27 protein-coding genes are annotated in these 21141 nt (G+C 69.7%); 21 read left to right on the top strand and 6 right to left on the bottom strand.

The features are described 5' to 3' along the window. Window positions 1-15: 15 nt before the first annotated feature. Entirely contained in the window at window positions 16-1038 is a 1023-nt protein-coding gene (locus PBV52_RS22035) for a LacI family DNA-binding transcriptional regulator (protein ID WP_274240464.1), read from the bottom strand. Between the two features lie 127 nt (window positions 1039-1165). Continuing rightward, on the bottom strand, window positions 1166-1945 hold the full coding sequence (locus PBV52_RS22030) for a response regulator transcription factor (RefSeq protein WP_128432287.1): 780 nt from the start codon (window positions 1943-1945) through the stop codon (window positions 1166-1168). A gap of 181 nt (window positions 1946-2126) precedes the next feature. Between PBV52_RS22030 and PBV52_RS22025 the strand changes: the two genes are divergently transcribed. The 8 genes from PBV52_RS22025 (at window position 2127) to PBV52_RS21995 (ending at window position 7455) form a co-directional block, all read left to right on the top strand. Beyond that, the gene (locus PBV52_RS22025; RefSeq protein WP_274240461.1) at window positions 2127-3011 is read left to right on the top strand and encodes an alpha/beta hydrolase; all 885 of its coding nucleotides are present in this window, start codon (window positions 2127-2129) and stop codon (window positions 3009-3011) included. Window positions 3012-3048: 37 nt separating this feature from the next. After that, the gene (locus PBV52_RS22020; RefSeq protein WP_030052141.1) at window positions 3049-3303 is read left to right on the top strand and encodes a MoaD/ThiS family protein; all 255 of its coding nucleotides are present in this window, start codon (window positions 3049-3051) and stop codon (window positions 3301-3303) included. Between the two features lie 2 nt (window positions 3304-3305). Beyond that, window positions 3306-4577 carry a hypothetical protein gene (locus tag PBV52_RS22015; protein WP_274240460.1) on the top strand — a complete coding sequence of 424 codons (1272 nt, stop codon included), beginning with the start codon at window positions 3306-3308 and terminating at the stop codon, window positions 4575-4577. 159 nt (window positions 4578-4736) lie between these two features. Continuing rightward, entirely contained in the window at window positions 4737-5474 is a 738-nt protein-coding gene (locus tag PBV52_RS22010) for a DUF2993 domain-containing protein (protein ID WP_274240457.1), read from the top strand. 208 nt (window positions 5475-5682) lie between these two features. After that, window positions 5683-5763 (top strand): Ms5788A family Cys-rich leader peptide, encoded by an 81-nt coding sequence (locus PBV52_RS51780; RefSeq protein ID WP_350751515.1) that lies wholly within the window; start codon window positions 5683-5685, stop codon window positions 5761-5763. Between the two features lie 127 nt (window positions 5764-5890). Beyond that, window positions 5891-6730, top strand: a complete 840-nt coding sequence (locus PBV52_RS22005) for a sulfurtransferase (RefSeq protein WP_274240455.1) — start codon at window positions 5891-5893, stop codon at window positions 6728-6730. A 60-nt stretch (window positions 6731-6790) separates the two neighbouring features. Then, a complete protein-coding gene (locus PBV52_RS22000) occupies window positions 6791-7081 on the top strand; it encodes a DUF1416 domain-containing protein (protein ID WP_043502058.1) in 291 nt (96 codons plus the stop codon). A gap of 107 nt (window positions 7082-7188) precedes the next feature. Continuing rightward, on the top strand, window positions 7189-7455 hold the full coding sequence (locus PBV52_RS21995; protein WP_128432279.1) for a DUF3099 domain-containing protein: 267 nt from the start codon (window positions 7189-7191) through the stop codon (window positions 7453-7455). A 21-nt stretch (window positions 7456-7476) separates the two neighbouring features. Here the strand turns inward: PBV52_RS21995 and PBV52_RS21990 are convergent, their stop codons facing one another. Continuing rightward, window positions 7477-7839, bottom strand: coding sequence for a DsrE family protein (locus tag PBV52_RS21990; RefSeq protein WP_128432277.1), 363 nt, complete (start codon window positions 7837-7839; stop codon window positions 7477-7479). Window positions 7840-8098: 259 nt separating this feature from the next. On the opposite strand from PBV52_RS21990, the gene PBV52_RS21985 reads away from it, so the two are divergent. Genes PBV52_RS21985 through PBV52_RS21975 form a run of 3 tightly spaced genes read left to right on the top strand, consistent with a single transcriptional unit; the run spans window position 8099 to window position 10103 of the window. Next, the gene (locus PBV52_RS21985; RefSeq protein ID WP_274240453.1) at window positions 8099-8674 is read left to right on the top strand and encodes an FABP family protein; all 576 of its coding nucleotides are present in this window, start codon (window positions 8099-8101) and stop codon (window positions 8672-8674) included. 15 nt (window positions 8675-8689) lie between these two features. Next, a complete protein-coding gene (locus PBV52_RS21980) occupies window positions 8690-9127 on the top strand; it encodes a Fur family transcriptional regulator (protein WP_062710955.1) in 438 nt (145 codons plus the stop codon). Window positions 9128-9137: 10 nt separating this feature from the next. After that, the gene (locus PBV52_RS21975; protein WP_274240451.1) at window positions 9138-10103 is read left to right on the top strand and encodes a folate-binding protein YgfZ; all 966 of its coding nucleotides are present in this window, start codon (window positions 9138-9140) and stop codon (window positions 10101-10103) included. 11 nt (window positions 10104-10114) lie between these two features. On the opposite strand, the gene dtd is transcribed toward PBV52_RS21975, so the two are convergent. Next, window positions 10115-10540, bottom strand: a complete 426-nt coding sequence (gene dtd, locus PBV52_RS21970) for a D-aminoacyl-tRNA deacylase (RefSeq protein ID WP_274240449.1) — start codon at window positions 10538-10540, stop codon at window positions 10115-10117. Window positions 10541-10698: 158 nt separating this feature from the next. Here dtd and PBV52_RS21965 point away from each other — a divergent pair, with 158 nt between their 5' ends. Continuing rightward, entirely contained in the window at window positions 10699-11322 is a 624-nt protein-coding gene (locus PBV52_RS21965; RefSeq protein WP_274240447.1) for an aerial mycelium formation protein, read from the top strand. Between the two features lie 133 nt (window positions 11323-11455). Next, window positions 11456-12715, top strand: a complete 1260-nt coding sequence (locus PBV52_RS21960; protein WP_274240446.1) for a GNAT family N-acetyltransferase — start codon at window positions 11456-11458, stop codon at window positions 12713-12715. A gap of 222 nt (window positions 12716-12937) precedes the next feature. On the opposite strand, the gene PBV52_RS21955 is transcribed toward PBV52_RS21960, so the two are convergent. Further along, complete coding sequence (locus PBV52_RS21955; RefSeq protein WP_062701807.1) at window positions 12938-13117, bottom strand: hypothetical protein; 180 nt, start codon at window positions 13115-13117, stop codon at window positions 12938-12940. Between the two features lie 248 nt (window positions 13118-13365). Between PBV52_RS21955 and PBV52_RS21950 the strand changes: the two genes are divergently transcribed. Next, window positions 13366-14208, top strand: a complete 843-nt coding sequence (locus PBV52_RS21950; protein ID WP_373921894.1) for a winged helix-turn-helix domain-containing protein — start codon at window positions 13366-13368, stop codon at window positions 14206-14208. 63 nt (window positions 14209-14271) lie between these two features. Here PBV52_RS21950 and PBV52_RS21945 read toward each other — a convergent pair whose 3' ends face one another. Continuing rightward, on the bottom strand, window positions 14272-14460 hold the full coding sequence (locus PBV52_RS21945) for a hypothetical protein (protein ID WP_128432251.1): 189 nt from the start codon (window positions 14458-14460) through the stop codon (window positions 14272-14274). Between the two features lie 153 nt (window positions 14461-14613). On the opposite strand from PBV52_RS21945, the gene PBV52_RS21940 reads away from it, so the two are divergent. The 7 genes from PBV52_RS21940 (at window position 14614) to PBV52_RS21910 (ending at window position 21126) form a co-directional block, all read left to right on the top strand. Further along, window positions 14614-15495: a winged helix-turn-helix domain-containing protein gene (locus PBV52_RS21940; protein ID WP_274240444.1), complete on the top strand. Its 882-nt coding sequence runs from the start codon at window positions 14614-14616 to the stop codon at window positions 15493-15495. Further along, window positions 15495-16232, top strand: a complete 738-nt coding sequence (locus PBV52_RS21935; protein WP_274240443.1) for an HAD family hydrolase — start codon at window positions 15495-15497, stop codon at window positions 16230-16232. Before PBV52_RS21940 ends, PBV52_RS21935 begins: the two co-directional genes overlap by 1 nt. Window positions 16233-16509: 277 nt before the next feature. Further along, window positions 16510-17529 (top strand): aminoglycoside phosphotransferase family protein, encoded by a 1020-nt coding sequence (locus tag PBV52_RS21930; protein ID WP_274240442.1) that lies wholly within the window; start codon window positions 16510-16512, stop codon window positions 17527-17529. Beyond that, entirely contained in the window at window positions 17493-18335 is an 843-nt protein-coding gene (locus tag PBV52_RS21925; protein WP_274240440.1) for an HAD family hydrolase, read from the top strand. The genes PBV52_RS21930 and PBV52_RS21925 overlap by 37 nt, the downstream gene beginning before the upstream one ends. An 84-nt stretch (window positions 18336-18419) precedes the next feature. Beyond that, window positions 18420-19349 carry an ATP/GTP-binding protein gene (locus tag PBV52_RS21920; protein ID WP_274240439.1) on the top strand — a complete coding sequence of 310 codons (930 nt, stop codon included), beginning with the start codon at window positions 18420-18422 and terminating at the stop codon, window positions 19347-19349. A 60-nt stretch (window positions 19350-19409) separates the two neighbouring features. Continuing rightward, window positions 19410-20489, top strand: a complete 1080-nt coding sequence (locus tag PBV52_RS21915; protein ID WP_274240438.1) for an aminoglycoside phosphotransferase family protein — start codon at window positions 19410-19412, stop codon at window positions 20487-20489. A 10-nt stretch (window positions 20490-20499) separates the two neighbouring features. Further along, window positions 20500-21126: a TetR/AcrR family transcriptional regulator gene (locus PBV52_RS21910; protein WP_274240437.1), complete on the top strand. Its 627-nt coding sequence runs from the start codon at window positions 20500-20502 to the stop codon at window positions 21124-21126. The last annotated feature ends 15 nt before the right edge of the window (window positions 21127-21141 follow it).

The following is a 21141-nucleotide window of genomic DNA, read 5'->3' as shown; positions in this document are numbered from 1 at the left end:
AAGCTGGCCCGGCCCTCACTTGCAGCCGCAGGACCGCCGTACCACCAAGCGCGACGGAAACACCTTCAACCGCTCACGCCGCGACCCGGCAACCCGCAGTCCGTCATCGAGGACGAGATCCACGGCGGCCCGCGCCATCGCCGACCGGTCGGACGCGATCGTCGTCAGCGGCGGATCCGCCAGCGCCGCCTCCTTGATGTCGTCGAACCCGGCGACCGCCAGCTCCCCCGGTACATCGATCCGCAGCTCCCGCGCCGCCCGCAGCACGCCGATCGCCTGGTCGTCGGTGGAGCAGAAGATCGCGGGCGGGCGGTTGGGCCCGGACAGGATGTCGAGCGCTACGCGATACGCGTCGTAGCGGTTGTACGGCGCCTCGAACAGCCGCCCCTCCGTCGGGATCCCGGCCTCGGCCATCGCGCGCCGCCAGCCCTCGACGTGGTCGGAGACCGGGTCGCCGACCGCCGGGGTCTCGGCGGTGCCGCCCACACAGGCGACGTACTCGTAGCCGTGCTCCAGCAGGTGGCGTACGGCGAGCTGGGCGCCGCCCAGGTCGTCGGTGACGACGGCGACGTCGTCGATGGCCTCCGGCCGCTCGTGGAGGAGGACGACCCGGGCGTCCCAGGCCTCGATCTCGGCGGCGGCCAGGTCGTTCAGAGCGTGGGAGACCAGGATGAGCCCCGAGACCCGCATCCCCAGGAACGCCCGCAGATAGTGGACCTCGCGCTCGCCGACGTAGTCGGAGTTGCCGACGAGGACCATCTTTCCGCGCTCGGCGGCGGCCCACTCGACCGCGTGCGCCATCTCCCCGAAGAAGGGCTGGCGCGCGTCCGGCACGATCAGGCCTATGAGATCCGTGCGCCGCGAGGCCATCGCCTGGGCGACCCGGTCGGGCCGGTACCCCAGTTCCTTGATCGCGGCGAGGACACGCTCGCGCGTGGCCGGGGCAACCGGCCGGGGTCCGTTGTTGATGACGTAACTGACGACGGCAGTGGAAGTCCCTGCCAGCCGCGCCACGTCATCGCGAGTCACCTTGGCCACGCGCGGAGTCTACGCGGATGGACCAGCTCTGGGCAGGGCGTGAAGGAGCTTCCCTGTCGCCCGGCTGTCACCGAGCTGTGCGAAAGCAACGCCGATGACGCCCCGCCCGAGCGTCCGCTGTGCCTTTCTATGCCTCGGCCCGCACTTCGGCGTCGTCCAGGACGGCCGTCTCGTCCGCATCCGCCGACTTTGACCGGTCAGCCTTGGCCTTGGCTTCCTCGGCGGCACGGTCGATCTTCTCGGGGGTAACGAATCGATAACCGACGTTCCGGACGGTCCCGATGAGTGACTCGTGCTCGGGGCCGAGCTTGGCGCGCAGTCGTCGTACGTGGACGTCGACGGTCCGGGTGCCACCGAAGTAGTCGTAGCCCCAGACCTCCTGGAGCAGCTGCGCGCGCGTGAAGACGCGGCCCGGGTGCTGGGCGAGGTACTTCAGGAGTTCGAACTCCTTGAAGGTGAGGTCGAGGACCCGGCCCTTGAGCTTGGCGCTGTACGTCGCCTCGTCGACCGACAGGTCGCCGTTGCGGATCTCCATCGGGGAGTCGTCGTTGACGATCTGCTGGCGGCCCATGGCGAGCCGCAGCCGCGCCTCGACCTCGGCGGGGCCGGCGGTGTCCAGCAGGACGTCGTCGATACCCCAGTCGGCGGTGACGGCGGCGAGGCCGCCCTCGGTCACGACGAGGATGAGCGGACAGCCGGGGCCGGTCGAGCGCAGCAGCTGGCAGAGGCTGCGGACCTGAGGCAGGTCACGCCGGCCGTCGATGAGGATGGCGTCGGCACCCGGGGTGTCGACGAGGGCGGGGCCTTCCGCCGGAGCCACGCGCACGTTGTGCAGCAGCAGACCCAGGGCGGGGAGCACCTCCGTCGATGGCTGGAGGGCGTTGGTCAGGAGCAGCAGAGAACTCATACGTCTGGTTCCTCCTCGGTCCCTGCGAGGACGTGTGCGGTGCGGAACTGCTCTGCGATCCCGAAGGCCCCGTACACCTGCGGTCACCTGAGGTTTCCCGCGTCGTATACAACGCTTCCGAAAGCACAAAAGGACCCGGGGGCTACGCTGCCCGAGTCCTCTGCCCAGCAGAATAGCCCACATGAGCAACGGTCCGGCAGGTCATGTGGCACGATCGACGGTTCGTCCGCACTCTGAGACAACCAGACGTACACCTTTGCGGACGTTTCTGCACACTGACGACGGGGTGACGATCGATTCCGTATACGACCCGGGTGCGGTCGTATACGACGCCTCCCGTCCACCTGCCGGTGACCTGGCGTTCGTCGTGGCCCACGGCTTCACCGGCGACGCGGACAAGCCGCATGTGCGACGGGTGGCGGAGGCCTTCACCCGGCACGGGGCCGTCGTCACCTTCTCCTTCCGGGGCCACGGAGCATCGGGCGGCCGTTCGACGGTCGGCGACCGCGAGGTGCTCGACCTGGCGGCCGCGGTGCGATGGGCCCGCGAACTCGGGCACGCGCGCGTGGCGACCGTCGGCTTCTCCATGGGGGGCTCGGTGGTGTTGCGGCACGCGGCGCTGTACCGCCGCCCGGACGGATCAGGGCGCGAGGAGCGCGAGGGGGGCGCAGGGGCGCACACGGATGCGGTGGTTTCGGTGAGCGCGCCGGCCCGCTGGTACTACCGGGGTACGGCTCCCATGCGCAAGCTCCACTGGCTGGTGACCCGGCCCGAGGGCCGCCTGGTGGGCCGTTACGGATTCCGGACGCGGATCCACCACCGGGAGTGGGACCCGGTGCCGATGTCCCCCGTCGAGGCGGCGGCGCTCATCGCGCCCACGCCGTTGCTGATCGTGCACGGCGACCGGGACGGCTACTTCCCCCTCGACCACCCCCGCATGCTGGCCGGGGCGGCCGGTGACCACGGCGAACTCTGGCTGGAGCAGGGGATGGGGCACGCCGAGCACGCGGCCGCCGACGAGCTGCTGGGCCGGATCGGGGACTGGGCTGTCGGTGGGGCGGGCTAGCCTGACGGGGTACACAGCCGACCGACAGAGGAACCGCATGCCAAAGGTCACGGTGCGCTACTGGGCCGCCGCGAAGGCCGCGGCCGGGATCGCCGAGGAGCCGTTCGACGCGGCCACGCTCGCCGAGGCGCTCGACGCCGCCCGCGAGCGACACCCCGGTGAACTCGTGCGCGTCCTGCAGCGATGCTCGTTCCTTGTCGACGGTGACCCCGTGGGCACCCGCGAACATGAGACGGTACGGCTGGCCGACGGCGGCACGGTCGAGGTGCTCCCGCCGTTCGCAGGAGGGTGACGATGACCGACCAGCCGTATCAGGGGTACGACGGGTACGACGGGTACGACCCGTATCAGCAGCCCGCCCAGCAGCCCGCGCCGCAGGGATGGCCCGGGCAGCAGGCGTACGACGATCCACAGGCCGCCCAGCAGTACACGCAGCAGTGGCAGGGGCAGACCTGGGAGACGCAGGTGCAGCCGCCGGTCGCGCCGGCCTCGGCGGAGGAGACGTCGTATCTGCCGTCCCAGGGGGCGGCTGCTTCGGAGTACCGGGGCGGGGACCCGTCCGGGTACCAGGCCGGGGGCTGGAACGGCGGGCCGCAGGCCCAGGGCCGGCAGCAGCAGGCCCACGCTCAGCCCCAGCCCCACGCCCAGGCACACCCCCACGCTCAGCCCCAGTTCCAGTCACCTGCGCAGTCGCAGAACCGGACGCGGACTCAGGCTCCCGAGCCCGACGCGGATGCTGCGGCCGCACAGGCCGCACAGGCGGGCGACGGCAGCGGCGCCGGCTACGGCCCCGCGACCCTCGCCGGCAACGCCCGTATCACCGACGCCCAGCGGGCCCGTCTGGAGGGCCGCTCCCCGATCATCGAGCCGGGGATTCAGCCGGCCGCGCTCACGGCGCTGCTGGGGCTGCTCCTCTCGGCCACGGCGGCGATCGGGTCGTACGCCCTCCTCGTGCCCCTCGTCGCCCTTCAGGCGGTGACGGCGGCGGGCTGGTTCCGGCTGAACGGCATGTGGCCGGCCCGGCAGGGCATCGCGCTGGCCTTCGCGGGCGCGGTGACGGCGGACGTGGCGCTGTTGGCGTCCGACCGCGCGCCGGCGGCGATCCTCGGCACGCTGGGGGTCTGGGTGCTGCTGTCCCTGGTCCTGCAGCTCCGTTCGCATGCCGACCCGGACGAGCGGATGTACGGGCTGATGGCGACGGTCGCCTCGGCGGCGCTGTCGATCGTCGCGGCCGGGTACCTCGCGGCGGAGGCGGACGCGGTGACGGTGGGCGCGGTGGCGGTCGCGGTCGCGGTCCTGGCGCGGGCGCTGCCGTTGCCGACGCCGGTTTCCGTGGTCGTCTCGTTGCTCGCGGCGGCGGGAGCGGGGGTTGTCGTCGGTGCGATGACCGGGGTGGGGTCCGGTGGGGCGCTGCTCGGTGCGGGTGCGGCGGTGTGCGCGCTGATCGGCCACCGCGTGGCCAGTTACGACTACCCGTCCCGGTTCGTGCACTTCACGGCGGGCGTCGCCCTGCCGCTGGCGGCCGCGGCACCGGCGGTGTACGTGCTGGGCCGGGCGCTGGCCTGAGCCCGGCCTCCTGGCCCGATCCCCCCTCCACCCCCTGTCACAGATGATCGACAATCCGCCGGTCAACCCCGCCCGCAGGGTTACCCTCGCGCTGGACGGCCACCCGGCCGTCAGTGGCCGGCGTCGGTCACGACCGCCGAGGTGGGGGAACACCACAACATGCGCGCCCTTCGGATACTGCTGATCGTCGTCGTGATACTCGGCGGCCTCTTCGTGCTGGCCGACCGGCTCGCCGTCGGGTTCGCGGAGGACGAGGCCGCCGGAAAGCTCCAGACCACCGAGAACCTCGACGCGGCCCCGGACGTGTCCATCAAGGGCTTCCCCTTCCTGACCCAGGTCGCCAGCGGCACGCTGGACGACGTCGAGGTCGGCATCAAGGACTACGAGGCCGCCACCGGCACCGACGGCAAGACGATCCGCATCGACGACCTCACGGCGAACATGAAGGGCGTCGACTTCTCCGGCGACTACAGCTCCGCCACCGCGGCCACCGCCACCGGCACCGCGTCGATCACCTACGCCGAGCTGCTGAAGACCGCCAAGTCCGAGCCCACACAGGTCGCCCCCGGCGTGACCGCCAGCGTCATCGGCCTCTCCGACGGCGGCAACGGCAAGATCAAGGTCGCCGTCGAGGCCACCGTCCTCGGCACCAAGCTGCCCGAGCCGGTCTACGTCCTGAGCTCGGTCACCACCCAGGGCGACACCGTGAAGGTGCACGCCGACACCCTGCCGAACTTCGGCGGCGCCGCCATCGCCGAGGCCCGGGCCCGCGCCATCACCGACTTCGAGCAGAAGATCGACGGCCTCCCCGGCGGCATCCAGCTCGACAAGGTCCAGGCGGCGAAGAACGGCGTCGAGATCACGGTGCGGGGTTCGAACGTCCGCCTGGCCGGGTAGTACGGCCACCGAACCCGATCCCCAACACCCGGGTGTCCGACTGGCGAGACGGCGTCGTCCGTACCGTAGATGTGACCGCCGATACATCGGCCCGGGAGCCGCGCGAAGGCGCCCTCGGCGAGGGCTCGATCCCGTATCCCGGACATTCCTGTCTCAGCATGCGACACGCCGGTGACACGCCCGCCTGTCCGTCCCTACGATCGTGGCCATGAAGCGACAGGCGGATCTCACGAAGCGGCGGGCAGTAGACCTGTGCCGCGTTGCCGCCATGCTCTGTCGCCCCTTCTGAGCGGAAGCTCCGACTTCTGCGTTTCCCCGCGCCCTGACCAGGGCACAGGTGCGCCGTCTCGGCACGAGCGCGCGCACCCCCTCGCACTCGCACGCCCCGCCGCAACTGCCCCGGAGGAGAGAAGAGCATGAGCCGCAGCGACGTCCTCGTCGACGCCGACTGGGTCCAGGAAAACCTGGACGACCCCAACATCGCGATCGTGGAGGTGGACGAAGACACGTCCGCCTACGAGAAGAACCACATCAAGAACGCGATCCGCATCGACTGGACCAAGGACCTGCAGGACCCGGTCCGCCGTGACTTCATCGACCAGGAGGGCTTCGAGAAGCTCCTGTCGGCGAAGGGCATCGGCAACGACACCCTGGTGATCCTCTACGGCGGCAACAACAACTGGTTCGCGTCGTACGCCTACTGGTACTTCAAGCTCTACGGCCACGACAACGTCAAGCTCCTCGACGGCGGCCGCAAGAAGTGGGAGCTGGACGCCCGCGAGCTGGTCGAGGAGGTCCCGCAGCGCCCGGCGACCGACTACAAGGCCAAGCCGCAGGACAAGTCCATCCGTGCCTTCCGTGACGACGTCGTCGCCGCGATCGGCTCGCAGAACCTGGTCGACGTCCGGTCGCCCGACGAGTTCTCCGGCAAGCTGCTCGCCCCCGCGCACCTGCCGCAGGAGCAGTCGCAGCGTCCGGGTCACGTCCCGTCCGCCCGCAACATCCCGTGGTCGAAGAACGCCAACGACGACGGCACCTTCAAGTCGGACGAGGAGCTCAAGGAGCTCTACGCCGAGGAGCAGGTCGACCTGGCGAAGGACACCATCGCCTACTGCCGTATCGGTGAGCGCTCCGCGCTGACCTGGTTCGTCCTGCACGAGCTGCTCGGCGTGGAGAACGTCAAGAACTACGACGGCTCCTGGACCGAGTACGGCTCCCTCGTCGGCGTGCCGATCGAGCTCGGCGCCAACAAGTAAGACCCCACCAGCACATCCCGACCGGCCTTCCTTCCGGTCAGACCCCTCTTGGAGAAAGACATGTGTGGAGCGAAGGCCGGCGGCCCCGACGCCTCGACGATCAAGCCCGGTGAGACCACGATCCAGGGTCAGGTGACCCGCGACGGCGAGCCGGTGACGGGCTACGTCCGTCTGCTGGACTCGACCGGCGAGTTCACCGCGGAGGTCCCCACCTCCGCCACGGGCCAGTTCCGCTTCTACGCGGCCGAGGGCACCTGGACCGTCCGTGCACTCGTCCCCGGCGGCACCGCCGACCGTACGGTCGTCGTCGCCGAGAAGGGCGCGCTCGCCGAGGTCGCGATCGCGGTCTGAGCGAACTCAGCAGCCGAACAGCTGCCGAAGAGGGGCCGCACCCCGCGGGTTGGACACCTGGGGTGCGGCCCTTCGGCATGCCCGCGTGTCCGACCTACCCTGGAACCATGTACGCACGGCGGCGTCACTTGTACTTCGCCATGATGGGGACCTGCATCACGCTCTTCGTCCTGGCCTGGGGCGTCGTGCGCCTGTGGTCGGTTCCGGTGGCCGTGGGCATGTGTGTGGTCGCCATGGTCATCCCGCCGCTCGCCGCGATGGTCGCCAACCGACGGGGGCCGGAGGACCGTTGGTGGGACGACCCGTCCGGTGACCCCCAGTCCGACGAGTGGTGGGACGAGCTGGACGGCAAGAAGCGCCCGCGGTCCCAGTAGCGGTGGGGGCAGCCGGGGGGTTCAGTAGACGAGCGCCTGCGTCTCGTCCCCGAGTGCCTCCTGTACGAACACCTGCGCGCCCGCGATACGGACCCCCTCGATGACGTCCTTCTCCGTGATGTCCCGGCGGGCCGCGCACTGGGTGCACAGGGTGAGGCGGCCGGCCGCCAGGATGGAGTCGATCAGGTCGGGCAGCGGCGCCGCGTGCGGGAGCTCGAACTCGGCGGCGCGGCCCGGCAGGGCGAACCAGGCGGACTCGCCGGTCAGCCACACGGAGACATCGACGCCGCTGGCCACGGCCACCGCCGCCACCGTGAACGCCTGCGAGCAGCGTTCGGGGGCATCGGCCCCCGCCGTCACCTTGATCACGAGCTTCTTCGCCATGGCCGAATCGTAGTCAACGCCCGCGAGGGCGTACCTCACACAGAGGGCCGGTGCCCGGCCGCGTAAGCTGGGGCCCGGCCCTGTGTACGTAAAGCATTCCCCGCGCTCAATCGAGGAGCACCCCGTGGAGATCTTCTTCGAAGTCCTGCTGGTCCTGGTCGCCGTCGGCGTTCTCGCCTTCGCCGGTCTGACCGTGAAGAAGCTGTACCAGGGCCAGCGCTGACCGCCATCACCGACGTACGAGACTTCTGAGCTGCTCATGATCGAGATCCCGTCCGACCTCCACAAGGACCTCGTCCCCCTCGCCTTCCTGCTCGGCAACTGGGCGGGTGCGGGTGTGCACGACTTCCCCGGCTCCGCGAAGTGCAACTTCGGGCAGGAGGTCGCCTTCATCCACGACGGCCGGGACTTCCTGGAGTACCGCTCCCACACCTGGGTGCTGGACAACGACGGCAACAAGGTGAAGCCGCTGGAGTCCGAGCACGGCTTCTGGCGGATCGACGCCGACCGCAAGGTCGAGGTCACGATGGTCCGCGACGACGGCGTCGTCGAGATCTGGTACGGCGAGCTCGCCGACAAGAAGCCGCAGATCGACCTGGTGACGGACGCCGTGGCGCGGACCGCCGCCTCCGGCCCCTACACCGGGGGCAAGCGGCTCTACGGCTACGTCAAGAGCGACCTGATGTGGGTCGGCGAGAAGCAGACCCCCGAGGTCGAGCTGCGCCCCTACATGTCGGCCCACCTGAAGAAGGTCGTCACCCCGGAGGAGGTCGAGCGCTGGGCCAAGGCCCTGCCCGACGACATGCCGGACGACGGCATCGCGTTCTTCAAGTAGACCTAGACTTCCAGTGTGGTGAGCACCGACTGGAAGAGCGACCTCAGGCAGCGCGGCTACCGGCTGACGCCGCAGCGTCAGCTTGTCCTCGAAGCTGTGGACACCCTGGAGCATGCGACCCCCGACGACATCCTCGTGGAAGTGAGGAAGACGGCGTCGGGGGTCAATATTTCCACCGTGTACCGGACCCTGGAGCTCCTGGAGGAGCTCGGGCTGGTCAGTCACGCCCACCTCGGGCACGGTGCGCCGACGTATCACCTCGCCGACCGGCACCACCACATCCACCTGGTCTGCCGGGACTGTGAGAACGTCATCGAGGCGGACGTCCAGGTGGCCGCCGAGTTCACGGCCAAGCTGAGCCGGACCTTCGGCTTCGAGACCGACATGAAGCACTTCGCGATCTTCGGTCGCTGCAAGGACTGCTCTCTGAAGAGTTCAACTACCGAGTCGTAGGCTTAGGCATATGAAGAGCCCCCTGCTGACCCTGCCCGGCGCCGTGCCCGCCGAGGGCGTGGACGAAGGCGTCGCCGCCCACTACGGCGATCTGTTCCGCGAGCAGCGCGCCCTCGCCGACGGGACCGGTTTCGTCGATCTCTCGCACCGCGGAGTCGTCGCAGTCACCGGCCAGGACCGGCTGAGCTGGCTGCATCTGCTGCTGACCCAGCACGTCAGCGACCTCCCGGCCGGCGAGGCCACCGAGGCGCTGATCCTCTCCGCGCACGGCCACATCGAGCACGCGCTGTATCTCGTCGACGACGGCACGACGGTGTGGGCCCATGTGGAGCCCGGCACCCAGGAGGCGCTCATCGCGTACCTGGAGTCGATGAAGTTCTTCTACCAGGTCGAAGTCGCCGACCGGACCGCCGAGTTCGCGGTCGTGTACCTGCCTGCCGGGTCCATCGCCGAGGTGCCCGAGGGCGTCGCCGTACGCGAGACGGCGCACGGCCGTGATCTGTTCCTGCCGCGCGCCGACCTGGAGTCGTACACGGGGAAGGCCGGCCCGGCGGCCGGGATCCTGGCGTACGAGGCACTGCGCGTCGAACACCACCGCCCCCGCCTCGGCTTCGAGACCGACCACCGCACCATCCCGCACGAGCTGGGCTGGATCGGCAGCGCGGTGCATCTGCAGAAGGGCTGCTACCGGGGCCAGGAGACGGTGGCCCGGGTGCAGAACCTCGGCAAGCCGCCGCGCCGGCTCGTCTTCCTGCACCTCGACGGCAGCGAGGTCCATCTGCCGACCCACGGCACCGAGCTCCACCTCGCGGACGAAGGCCCCGACGGCCGCAAGATCGGTTTCATTACGACGTCGGTACGCCACCACGAGCTGGGCCCCGTCGCGCTCGCGCTGGTCAAGCGGAACGTGCCGGTGGACGCTCCGCTGGTGGCGGGGGACACGGCTGCGGCGCAGGAGGTCGTCGTAGAGCCCTGAGGCCGTGGGCCTTAGATCTCCAGGAGCACGGTGAACGGGCCGTCGTTCGTCAGGGACACCCGCATCTGGGCGCCGAAACGGCCCGTCGCCACCGTGGCGCCGAGGGCGCGGAGTTGGGCGACCGCCTCGTCCACGAGGGGCTCGGCCACGTCGCCGGGGGCGGCGGCGTTCCAGGTGGGGCGGCGGCCCTTGCGGGCGTCGCCGTAGAGGGTGAACTGGCTGATGACGAGGAGCGGGGCGTCGATGTCGCTGCAGGACTTCTCGTCGTGCAGCATGCGGATGGACCAGAGTTTGCGGGCGAGTTGGGCCGCCTTCTCCTTGGTGTCCTCGTGCGTGACCCCGACGAGGACGCACAGTCCCTCGCCCACGATCTCCCCGACCGACTCACCGTCCACGACGACACTCGCGCCGTCCACTCTCTGCACCACAGCTCGCATGCCGCCATCATGCCGTGTGCGCGGAAGTGCCTCGTAAGGGGCTTCTTTTTTGATCCTTAAGCCCCCATCTGGGGCTGTTCATGGGCACTCGGTCACATAGTGGCCAGTTGTGATGGCACGATGCTTCCCACAGCCGGTCGAGGGGACGGTAGAGGCATATGAGCACACCGAGTACCGGGCAGCCGCCCGGGGCTGTCCTGTGGACCCACGCGGGTCAACTGGACGGCCTCAGGCCGCCCACGCAGCGCACCGCCGACGATCCGGGCCCTGGTCCGGGTCCGCGGCTGCCCGTGGAACCGCCCGAGCACGATCTGACCGTGCTCAGCCTGCCAGAGCTGCGCACCCTGCGTCGGGACGCCCAGCGCGACGAGGCGGACCTGAGTTATGTACGACGACTGCTGCAGGGGCGCATCGACATCCTGCGGGCGGAGCTGGCCCGGCGCTCTCCGGCGGGAGCGGCGTCCGTCGTGGAGCGCCTGTCGGAGATCCTGACCGACGCTCCGGCGCGCCACCGCTCCTCGGCCCGGCATGTCACGCTGGGCACGCCGCAGAGCGAGGAGTACCGGCGGCTGGCGGCGGAGATGCTGGCCGAGGTGGAGCTGTCGGACCTCCAGGCGCGTACGGACGTCGAGCTGGACACCGCGATGGGGCGTCTCGTGCGGTACGAGCAGCAGGTGTCGGGGCGCCGCCAGCGGTTGCAGCGGACGGCCGACGACTGCAGTGCGGAGATCACGCGCCGGTACCGGGAAGGCGAGGCGCAGGTGGACGACCTGCTGACCTAGGCCCTGGCTCAGCGCTTGGCCGGCCTTATCCACAGGCTGTGGAAGAAAGGGGCGGGGTGGGGCGGGGGCGGGGGCGGGGTGGGGGCCGGGAAAATTCGGCGACACCCCGCTCCCGCCCGCCTACCGTGGCCCCATGAGCCGTCCCGAACCCCACATCGACGTCCGCCCGATCGCCGAGGCCGACATCCCCGACTGGATCAGGGCCCTGAACACCGGCTTCCTGCGCACCCCCGACGTCGCCGAGACGGAGATCGCCGACCGGGCGTCGTACATCATCCCGGACCGCACCCTCGGCGCTTTCGACGCCGGTCGCTGCGTCGCCACCTTCCGGTCGTTCCCGCAGGAGATCACCGCCGTGGGCGGCGCCCCGGTCCCCGCCGACGCCATCTCCAACGTCACCGTCACCCCCACGCACCGCCGCCGTGGCCTGCTGACCCGCATGATGGCCCAGGACCTGGCCGCCGCGAAGGACCGCGGGGACGTCGTCGCGACCCTGATCGCCGCGGAGTACCCGATCTACGGCCGCTACGGCTTCGGCCCCGCCACGTCGACGGCCCAGTGGACCGTCGACGTCCCCCGGACCGGCCTCGACCCGAGGTGGGCCGGCCCCGAGGACGGCGGCCGTATCGACATCGTGGACGGGGCGGACGTACGCAAGATCGGCCCGGAGCTGTTCGAGCGGGTGCGGCGCGCCCAGCCGGGTGCCGTCGACCGGGACGAGCGCTGGTGGCTGGTCAACACGGGGGTGCTGCGCCTGGACAGGTCCCCGTGGACCGAGCCTTTCTTCGCGGTGTACCGGTCGGCGGGCGGCGAGGTCGAGGGGCTGGTGTCGTACACGGCGGACGACCACTGGGGCGACGGCAAGCAGCCGTTGAACACGGCGACCGTGAACTGGCTGATCGCGACGACCCCGGACGCCGAGCGCGCCCTGTGGCGCTACCTGTGCTCGATCGACTGGATCACCACGGTGAAGAGCGGCTGGCGGGCCCCCGACGACCTGATGCCCCTCTACCTGCCCGATCCGCGGGCCGCCCGGGCCACGACGCTGGCGGACTGGCTGTGGGTGCGGATCCTGGATGTCGTACGGGCGCTGGAGGCGCGCACGTACGAGGGGCAGGGGGCGCTGGTGCTGGAGGTCGTGGACGCGGGTGGGCTGACCGGCGGGCGGTATCTGCTGGAGGCCTCGGCGGACGGGGCGTCCTGCACGCCGACCACGGCTGCCGCCGAACTCACCCTCGACATAGCCGACTTGGGCCGTCTCTGGCTCGGCGACGAGTCCGTGGTGCGGCTCGTCGCGCTGGGGCGGGTGCGGGAAGAACGAGCGGGCGCCGCCCGGGTGGCCGACGCCCTGCTGCGTACGTCCAGGCGGCCTTGGTGCCCGGACATCTTCTGACGCTCCTCTCTGCCGACGACGGGTCTGCTCATCCGTAGCGAGCTGTTCAGTTGTGGTTGTGGGCTGTGCGTCTGTATGCGGTTGTGGCTGTGCGGTTCGCTGTTCGGTTGTCGATGTGAAGTTGTGGCTGTGCCTTTGGTGCAGACCGACCGGGCTCCCGGCTCCCCTCCGGAAGGGAGCCCGGACGGCCGAACCTGGTCGCCGGGTCCTTGACGACAGGACCTAGTGGGCGAGCAGCATCACGAGGATCACCGCGCCGATGCCGCCGATCATGGTGTTCTTTGCCTTGATGCCGATGGACAGCGCCAGGAAGGCGATGATGCCCATCGGCCCGTACTTCCACTGGACGAGCTGCTCGAATCCGATGGCGAGTGCGGCGACGGCGAGGTAGACGAGCGGCATGCCGGTCTCCTTCGGGGCGATGGTCGACAGAACCCACTCTGGTGGCCAACCCTCTGAAAGTTTGACCATGTTGCTTAAGTTGGCGACCAACTTCACTGTACTTATGACCGCTTGGAAGCGTCCTATAACCACCTTCCCCGGAACTGCCCAAAGATGGCGGGAAGTTGTAGTGTTTGGCCGTGGAGCCGAAACCCGTCTCCGTCAATGGGCGGAAGAGTTCACAGCGGCCACAGAAGTCACATCGGGAGGTGGCCGACGAGCTGCGCGCCCGGATCGCCTCGGGCGAGTTGCGGCCCGGCCAGCGCATGCCCACCCAGGCCAAGCTGGCCGACGAGTTCGGTGTCGAGCGCGGAGCGGTACGGCAGGCCCTGCGCATCCTGCAGTCGGAGCACCTGCTCACCAATGTCTCCAAAGGGGCCCCGGCGACCGTCGCACCCGACCTCGGCAGGGCGCTGACCGGCCCCGGAGCCCCGCCGCAGACCACCATGGTGGCCCTCGCCCCGCGCATCGCCGCCGCCTTCGCGGCCCCGCACGTCGAGATCGACGCCCTGTGCCTGACCTCGGTCTCCCTCACGCTCGCCATCGGCGAACCGCTCCGCCAGATCCACGCCGGACGGCTGAAACCGGCCAAGGTCGACGTCCGCATCCTGCTGCCGAGCCGTGACATCTCGCTCGCCTTCCCGACGCCGGTGGACGCTTCGGCCGACGACGCCGACGAAGAGCTGCGCCGGCGCTGGCTCACCCAGCGCAACGCCCAGGGCCAGGTGCTCCAGCACAACCTGCTGGCGCTGCGCGCCACGCACGGCATCGATGTGCAGGTCAGCTTCCGCGCGCTGCCGTTCACCCCGCCGGTGAAGCTGTACCTGCTCAACGGCACGGAGGCGCTCTTCGCGTACTACACACTGTCGCGCCGCGAGGTGGAGATCGACCACCAGCACCTGGAGATGTACGACGCTCCGGGCATCCAGTCGTTGCTGTTCGCCTTCGAGCAGGGGGCCGGGCTGCGGGACATGACGTTCGTGGAGCAGTCGCATGTGTGGTTCAACGCACTGTGGGAGACGATCAGTTCGGAGCTGGTGCTCACGAGCTGATCGTCTCCCACAGTGTTTGACCTGTGTGTTCGTTGCATGCGGGGCACGCCTGGTACCCATGGCTCACAGGGCGGGGCCCGAGACCAGGAGGGCGAGGACGACGGCCCCGATCGAACTGACCGCAGGGCTCTTGGCCTTGATGCCTATGGTGAGCAACAGCAGGCCGATGATGCCGGTGGCACCGTACTTCCACTGGAGGGTCTGCTCGACGCCAACGACGAACACGGCGGAGAGGAGTGCGAGGACGGGCATCTGTGTTTCCCCCTTCGGGCTTCTGGGGATGGAAGGATTACTTCCGCCAACTCAACCAACTTGGCGCCAACTCTGACTAAGTTGTCCCCACTTGGCCCCTACTTTGAAACAAGCTACAAACAACTCCCCTTAGATGGGTGAGAGTTGTAGCGTTTGGTCGTGACCCAGGAGAACGTGGCAGTGAACGGCAGCAGGAGACTCTCGCCCCAGGAGATCGCCGACATCCTGCGGGAACGCATCCGCGTAGGTGACCTCAAGGCAGGCGACCGCCTGCCCACCCAGGCCGAGCTGGCCGAGGAGTTCGGCGTCGAGCGAGGCACCGTACGCCAGGCCCTGCGCGCACTCCAGGAAGACGGGCTCCTGACCAACGTCAGCAAGGGAAGCCCGCCGCGGATCGCCCTCCCCACCCCCACGAGGGGCGCCCCCCAGACGACGATGGTCGGGCTGTCGCCACGGCTGACGGAGGCCTTCGCGGCCCCGCACGTGCGCGTGGACGTCGTATGCCACACCTCCGAGACCCTGATGCTGGCCCTCGGTGAGCCGCTGCGCCTGATCCACGACGGCTCGATCCACCCCAAGTCGATCGACGTCCGTATCCTGCTGCCGTCCCGGGACATCCACCTCGCCTTTCCGGTACTGGTCGAGGGGCGCGGAGACGACGAGGATCCGGTCCACAAGCGCTGGCTGGAGATGCGCAATGCGCAGGCGCAGGTGCTGCGGTACAACCTTCAGGCGGTCCGCTCCACCCACGGCATCGATGTCCACGTCACCTTTCGCGCGCTGCCCTTCACCCCGCCGGTGAAGCTGTACCTGCTCAACGGCGACGAGGCGCTGATCGGCTACTACGTCCTCACCGAACGCGAGGAGGAGTGGGAGAGCCAGACGCTGGAGATGTACGACGCCCTCGGCTCCCAGTCCCTCCTCTTCTCCTTCGTCAAGCAGGCCGGCCAGCGGGACGCGGCGTTCGTGGAGGAATCCCAGAAGTGGTTCGACGCCCTCTGGGAAACCATCACGACGGACCTGACACTCTCCTAGTGACTTCTGATACGAAGCAGACTGAACCGGTGACCATACAGACGGAGCGTCTCGGGGAACTGATCGCCCATGCCCGCGTCGTGCTCTGGGACTTCGACGGGCCGATCTGCCGGCTGTTCGCCGGGCACTCGGCGGCGCGCGTGGCGACCGAGTTGGTGGAGTGGCTCGAAGGGCGGGGGCTGCGTGGTCTGCTGACGGGGGACGAGCGGGAGACCGGGGACCCCCACGAGGTACTGCGCGCCGTCGACCGTCGGCACCCCGACAGCGACCTGGTGACGGAGCTGGAGGAACGTCTCACCCAGGAGGAACTGCTCGCCGTACGGTCGGCGATGCCCACCGCGTACGCCGACCCTCTGATACGCACGTTGACGGCGGTGGGGTCCCGGCTGGCCATCGTCACCAACAACTCTCCGAGAGTGGTCCGCGACTACCTGGGCAGCCGCGATCTGCTCGCCTGCTTCGGTCCCCACATCTACGGCCGCACCCAGGACCTCCAGTACCTCAAGCCCCATCCGCGCAACCTCAACCGCGCACTGACCGCGATGGGGGCGGCGCCGTCCACCGCCCTGTTCATCGGCGACACCCCCACGGACTACGAAGCTGCCCGCGAGGCCGGGGTTCCGTTCCTGGGCTACGCGCGTAACGGGCGCAAGGGAAAGCTGTTGAGGGAGGCGGGGGCGACGGACATCGTGGGGTCGTTGGAGCCGTTGCTGGTGGCGGTGAGGGAGCGGGGGTGAGCCGCCCGTGGAGGCCGCCCGCTTAGCGCCGAACGGGTTGTCTCGTTCGTGCCGTTGTCGGGAACGAGCAGGTTGGGGCAAACCGGCGGGCATCGCCCGGACGTGCGCGAATGTCTATGTGCAACGTGCCACAGGGGTCGGAAAGTTATGCACCTGTTGGCATGGCGCCCAGCGCGAAGCGCTAATCTCGGCCATCGTGCCCCCTCTGCAACACGGAGCGCGTTCGTCGCTCGCGCACCGCCTTTTGGAGTCCCGCCGACTCCGAGGTAGGGGTGAGGTGCTCAGGGGCCACCACAACACCAACTACGTGTTGCGGGTAGGGCTGTTGCTGGCCCTGGTCATCGGTGTGGTGCCTTACACGCGGTTCAAGTACCGGGTGCCGCTGAACACTGTGGAGGTCGTCCCCCGCATCTGGCCGCGCGAGGCCGATGTCCTCGACGTCGTCTGCCGGTACCTGCGCGAGGTGCCGCGCTGTCTCGCCGTACTGGGGGAAGTCGGCGACCGCTCCCTGCACCGGTACCGCAGGGGCGAGGCGCTCAGCGAGCGCAATCCCGCCGGTGAGATCGACGAGAAGCTGATGCGGGAGTTCGCGGCGTTCTTCGTCAGGACCGCCCAGGTGCCGGTCGAGGAGCTCCCGCCGCCTCCCGAGGACTGGCCGGACGACGGCGACAGCGACAGGTTCCTGCACTGGCTGGTCGACTTCACCGAGCAGCGTGTGCACCAGCCCAACCGGGACCGGTTCGGCGACCTCTTCGACGCGGTGGGGATTCCCCCGGACGCGATGACGGCGTTCAAGGAGAACCATCACGGCCTGACCTCGCGTCCCTTCAAGCTCCTGCACACCGACGTCCACCGCGCCAACGTCGTGGTGCGCCGCGGACGGATCGCGGTGATCGACTGGGAGCTGGCGATATACGGCGACCCCCTGCACGATCTCGCCACTCACCTTGTACGGACGGGGTATGGGAAGGCAGAACAGGACCGAATGGTCGAACTGTGGGCCCAGGCCATGGAGGAGGCCGGCTGCGCCGAGCTCACCGCGGGGTTGCACCAGGACCTCGACACCTACCTGGCCTTCGAGTACGCGCAGTCCGTCTTCCCGGACGTCATGCGCGCGGCACTCGCTCTCCCGGTCGAGGCCGAGGAGCGGCACTTCCAGGCGGCGGCGGAGCGGGTGAGCCGAGCCATGGGCCGGGCCCGTCAGCCGCTGCGGCTCGTTGAGGTGCCGGACTTGGAACAGATGGTGGAAGCCCTGCGGAAGTGGCACAGCCTGTCCGTGCCGACGGCCGCTTCATGACCGTACGGCGGGAGACGGAGCGACCGCAGAGCGTGGCGCTCGACGAATCCGCACTGTTGCGGGCCGCGGCGGAGCGGATCGTGCTGGGGCGGTGCGTGCTGTTCGACTTCGACGGGCCGCTGTGCCGGCTGTTCCCCGGTACCTCGTCGGCACCGCTCGCCGTCGAGCTGCGGAAGATCGTCGCGAGGCGCGGCGCACTGGCCCTGCTGCCGCCCGCGGCCTTGGCGTCCATCGACCCCCAGGTCGTGCTGCGTGCCGTGGACTCGGCGCGTCCCGGTGATGCGCTGGTGGCAGAGCTCGACGCCTGTCTCGTCCAGGGCGAGAAGGAGGCGGCGCGGATCGCGCCCCCGACCGAGGGTGCGGAGGATCTGGTCCGGCGGCTGGCGAAGGAAGGGGTGCGGATCGCCGTCACCACGAACAACTCCCCCGAGGCCGTCGCCGTGTACCTGCGCCGGATGGGCCTCGACGAGCACTTCGCGGGCCGGATCCACGGCCGTACCGGCGACCCCAGGCGGTTGAAACCCCACCCGGACTGCCTGCTCCGGGCGCTGGACGCGTTCGGCGCCGACGCGGCGGACGCCCTGATGTTCGGGGACACGACGACGGACCTGGCGGCGGCGCGGGCGGCCGGGGTGGCGTTCGTGGGGTATGCCCCGGACCCGGGCGAGGACGGCGACGATGGCGGGGGCGGGGGCGGGGGCAGGGGCGAGGGCGCGTGCGAGCGTGAGGCGGCGGCGCTGCGGGCGGCGGGCGTGGCCGTCGTCAGGCATCGGTTCGATGATTTCTCGGCCCTGATTCCGTGGTGATGACCACGGCCCCTTCCTGACGGCCCGGCCCAGCGGGCACCATGAGCAGGCTCGATCCAAGTCGGGGGCTGGCAGGGGGAATTGGTGTCGGACACAAGGCCGTCATGGGGCGGCAGACTGGCGGCCGGCTGGGGGCGGCTGGAGCCCGTCATCACGCGGCTCTTCCTCTTCGCCGTCTTCGTCATCGGTCTGGTGGCGCAGTTCGTGAAGCCGGTCGGGGACGCGCTGGCGGACAAGGTCTATCTGGGCGGGTCGCTGGTCACCGTGGTGGGCTATGTGCTCTACGCCGAGGTGCAGCGGCTCAACGGGCGCCTGGACAGCGAGATGCAGAGGCTGAACTCGGGAAGGGTCGTCACGCCGAGGGAGCTGGAGAGCGAGTTCAAGGAGGCGCTCGAGGGCAGAGACGTCCGGCTGGCGGCGATGGGCTTCACGGGGGAGACGCTCGCCGCCCCGCTGAAGACCTTTCTCCAGGAGCTGAGCGAGAACAAGCAGCGCAGAGTGAGCATTCGGGTCCTGGTGCCGGACTTCACCCGGCAGATCGAGGTCCCGGGCCTGGTGGGCGCGGGCGGCAAGGTCTCCGACTCACCCGCGTTCCGCGCGGAGCTGAGGCGCCAGATCGCGGAGTACGAGAGAAGCCTGAAGGATCAGAGAGGTCGGATGGCCGTCGCCAAGCGGGGGACGCTGACCGTCGAGTTCCGGGTGCTGCACATGTCGCCCTCGCTCAAGCTCTACTTCATCAACGACCGGGTGTACGAGGGGATCTACGACAAGATCGACCTGCGCCCCGAACCGTGGGCCACCGGCACGCCCGCCCAGCCCGGCCCCGACACGGCCGACGGCCGTCTCCTGGATCTGATCGGTTACGACTCCCTGCTGACCCGCTGGTCCCCGGACGGCGGCGCCCACGACCGGATGATGATCAGGCGCCGCCAAGAGTTCTTCGAGACGCTCTGGGACGCGGCACGCGAACCGGAGCCGGCGATCCCACTCCCCACCCGACCCGGCGCGTCCTGAGCGCGGGAGCGTGCCGCGGGCGTACGCTCCATTGCCCGGTGAGGTGGGGGGAGGGTGCCCATGAGCCCGGAGCCCGTTTCGGTGACGGGGCAGCGTGCCGTGGAGATGTCCGGGACCGCCGAGGTGATCACAGGGCCCCTGCAGGGCTATCACCACGAGACCTACGTCCTTGCGCTGCCCGGCCGGACGGATGCCGTCAAGTGCCGGGAACCGCGCGACGGGCTCCTGTGGTTCGACCGGCGGTGCTTCCGCTCCGAGGAGCAGCTGCTGCGCGAGTTGAGCGGGCGGATCACACGGATCCCCGAGGTCCTCGAGATCGCGGGTATGGGGCTGCAGCTGTTCATCGAAGGCCGCACCATCGGCGCGCGCCGCTGGACGGGCCGTCGCGTTCCGGAGGCGATCCTCGACCAGATCGTCGACCTCTTCCGGGAGATGGCGCGGATCACGCCGTCGTCGCTCAGCGCGGAGCGGCGGTGCCTGTCCCAGGATCGGACCGAGGACGGTGACACCAACGGATTTCTGGAGCGCCTGATCGCGTTCGTCGAAGAGCGGGTCCACGACGCGAACAGCAGGCAGTTCGGTGCCCTCTTCATGAGTCTCGGCGTGGGCAGTGACGCGTTCGTCCACCTGCGCAAGCACGTGCTCGTGGGGCTGTCGGAGCGCCCCTTCTGCCTTCTGCACGCGGATCTGCACCGCGAGAACTTCATCGTCGACGACGAAGGCCGGCTCTGGACGATCGACTGGGAGCTGGCGATGCTGGGCGACCCGCTCTATGACCTCGCCACGCATCTCTACCTGATGCGCTACCCATCGGATCAGCAACGGCGTATGACCGAGGAATGGTGCCGGGCGGCAGAGCGGGTCCGCCCCGGAAGCTCCCGCGGCTGGGCGGGCGACCTGCCGTTGCTCCTCGACTTCAAGAGGGCGCAGTCGGTCTTCACCGATGTCATCCGCGTGTCGCTGTCTCTTCTCCACGGCACGGAGATCGACTGGGTGGCCCTGCCCCAGGCCGCCGGAAAGCTGCAGAGGGTCCTGGCCGCCGCAGCCGTGCCGCTCGGCTTGGTGGACCTGCCGACCCGCTCGCAGATCATGGCGGCGCTGGTGAGCTGGCTGCGCAGCACGGCCATGGCTCCTGCGTAGGCTCGCTCGCATGAGCGACACACCCGCCGGAGAGCCCGGGCTGCGCGAGCGCAAGAAGCAGCGGATGTACGAGACCGTGTCGGACACCGCCGTCCGCCTCTTCCTGGAGAAGGGCTTCGACGCCGTGTCCGTCGCCGAGGTCGCCGCCGCGGCCGAGATCTCCAAGCCCACCCTCTTCCGGTACTTCCCGGCGAAGGAGGACCTCGTCCTGTACCGGATCGCCGATCACGAGCAGGAGGCCGCCCGGATCGTGGCCGGCGCGCAGGGCCCGCCTCTTCGTGCACTGCGGCGGCACTTCCTCGACGGGCTGGAGCGGTGTGATCCGGTCACCGGGCTGAACGACCATCCCGAGGTGCTCCGCTACCACTCGCTGCTGTACGGGACTCCCTCGCTGGCCGCGCGCATGTACGCCTACCTGGAGCGTTCGGAGGCCGCGCTCGCCGACGCGCTCGGCGGGGACCTGGACGCGCGGCTGGCCGCCGGGCAGATCGCCGCCGTGCGGCGGATCCTCGCGCTGGAGAACTGGCGGCGGATCGCGGGCGGGGAGCGGGCGGAGGATGTACGGGCCGATGCCGTGGCCGCTGCCGAGCGGGCGTTCGACCTGCTGGCGAAGGGGTTGCCCTACCTGTCGAAGTGAGTGAGATGCGGTAAA

Source organism: Streptomyces sp. T12 (genome assembly GCF_028736035.1).
In the GTDB taxonomy this organism is placed as follows: domain Bacteria; phylum Actinomycetota; class Actinomycetes; order Streptomycetales; family Streptomycetaceae; genus Streptomyces.
This window is presented reverse-complemented; position numbering and strand designations above follow the sequence as displayed.

Bases quoted from the DNA above. Each gene is read 5' to 3' on its own strand.
- PBV52_RS22030 (WP_128432287.1), bottom strand. From the start codon at position 1,945: ATGAGTTCTCTGCTGCTCCTGACCAACGCCCTCCAGCCATCGACGGAG.
- PBV52_RS22025 (WP_274240461.1), top strand. From the start codon at position 2,127: ATGAGCAACGGTCCGGCAGGTCATGTGGCACGATCGACGGTTCGTCCG.
- PBV52_RS22020 (WP_030052141.1), top strand. From the start codon at position 3,049: ATGCCAAAGGTCACGGTGCGCTACTGGGCCGCCGCGAAGGCCGCGGCC.
- PBV52_RS22015 (WP_274240460.1), top strand. From the start codon at position 3,306: ATGACCGACCAGCCGTATCAGGGGTACGACGGGTACGACGGGTACGAC.
- PBV52_RS22010 (WP_274240457.1), top strand. From the start codon at position 4,737: ATGCGCGCCCTTCGGATACTGCTGATCGTCGTCGTGATACTCGGCGGC.
- PBV52_RS51780 (WP_350751515.1), top strand. From the start codon at position 5,683: ATGAAGCGACAGGCGGATCTCACGAAGCGGCGGGCAGTAGACCTGTGC.
- PBV52_RS22005 (WP_274240455.1), top strand. From the start codon at position 5,891: ATGAGCCGCAGCGACGTCCTCGTCGACGCCGACTGGGTCCAGGAAAAC.
- PBV52_RS22000 (WP_043502058.1), top strand. From the start codon at position 6,791: ATGTGTGGAGCGAAGGCCGGCGGCCCCGACGCCTCGACGATCAAGCCC.
- PBV52_RS21995 (WP_128432279.1), top strand. From the start codon at position 7,189: ATGTACGCACGGCGGCGTCACTTGTACTTCGCCATGATGGGGACCTGC.
- PBV52_RS21990 (WP_128432277.1), bottom strand. From the start codon at position 7,839: ATGGCGAAGAAGCTCGTGATCAAGGTGACGGCGGGGGCCGATGCCCCC.
- PBV52_RS21985 (WP_274240453.1), top strand. From the start codon at position 8,099: ATGATCGAGATCCCGTCCGACCTCCACAAGGACCTCGTCCCCCTCGCC.
- PBV52_RS21975 (WP_274240451.1), top strand. From the start codon at position 9,138: ATGAAGAGCCCCCTGCTGACCCTGCCCGGCGCCGTGCCCGCCGAGGGC.
- dtd (WP_274240449.1), bottom strand. From the start codon at position 10,540: ATGCGAGCTGTGGTGCAGAGAGTGGACGGCGCGAGTGTCGTCGTGGAC.
- PBV52_RS21965 (WP_274240447.1), top strand. From the start codon at position 10,699: ATGAGCACACCGAGTACCGGGCAGCCGCCCGGGGCTGTCCTGTGGACC.
- PBV52_RS21960 (WP_274240446.1), top strand. From the start codon at position 11,456: ATGAGCCGTCCCGAACCCCACATCGACGTCCGCCCGATCGCCGAGGCC.
- PBV52_RS21955 (WP_062701807.1), bottom strand. From the start codon at position 13,117: ATGCCGCTCGTCTACCTCGCCGTCGCCGCACTCGCCATCGGATTCGAG.
- PBV52_RS21945 (WP_128432251.1), bottom strand. From the start codon at position 14,460: ATGCCCGTCCTCGCACTCCTCTCCGCCGTGTTCGTCGTTGGCGTCGAG.
- PBV52_RS21915 (WP_274240438.1), top strand. From the start codon at position 19,410: ATGAGCCCGGAGCCCGTTTCGGTGACGGGGCAGCGTGCCGTGGAGATG.
- PBV52_RS21910 (WP_274240437.1), top strand. From the start codon at position 20,500: ATGAGCGACACACCCGCCGGAGAGCCCGGGCTGCGCGAGCGCAAGAAG.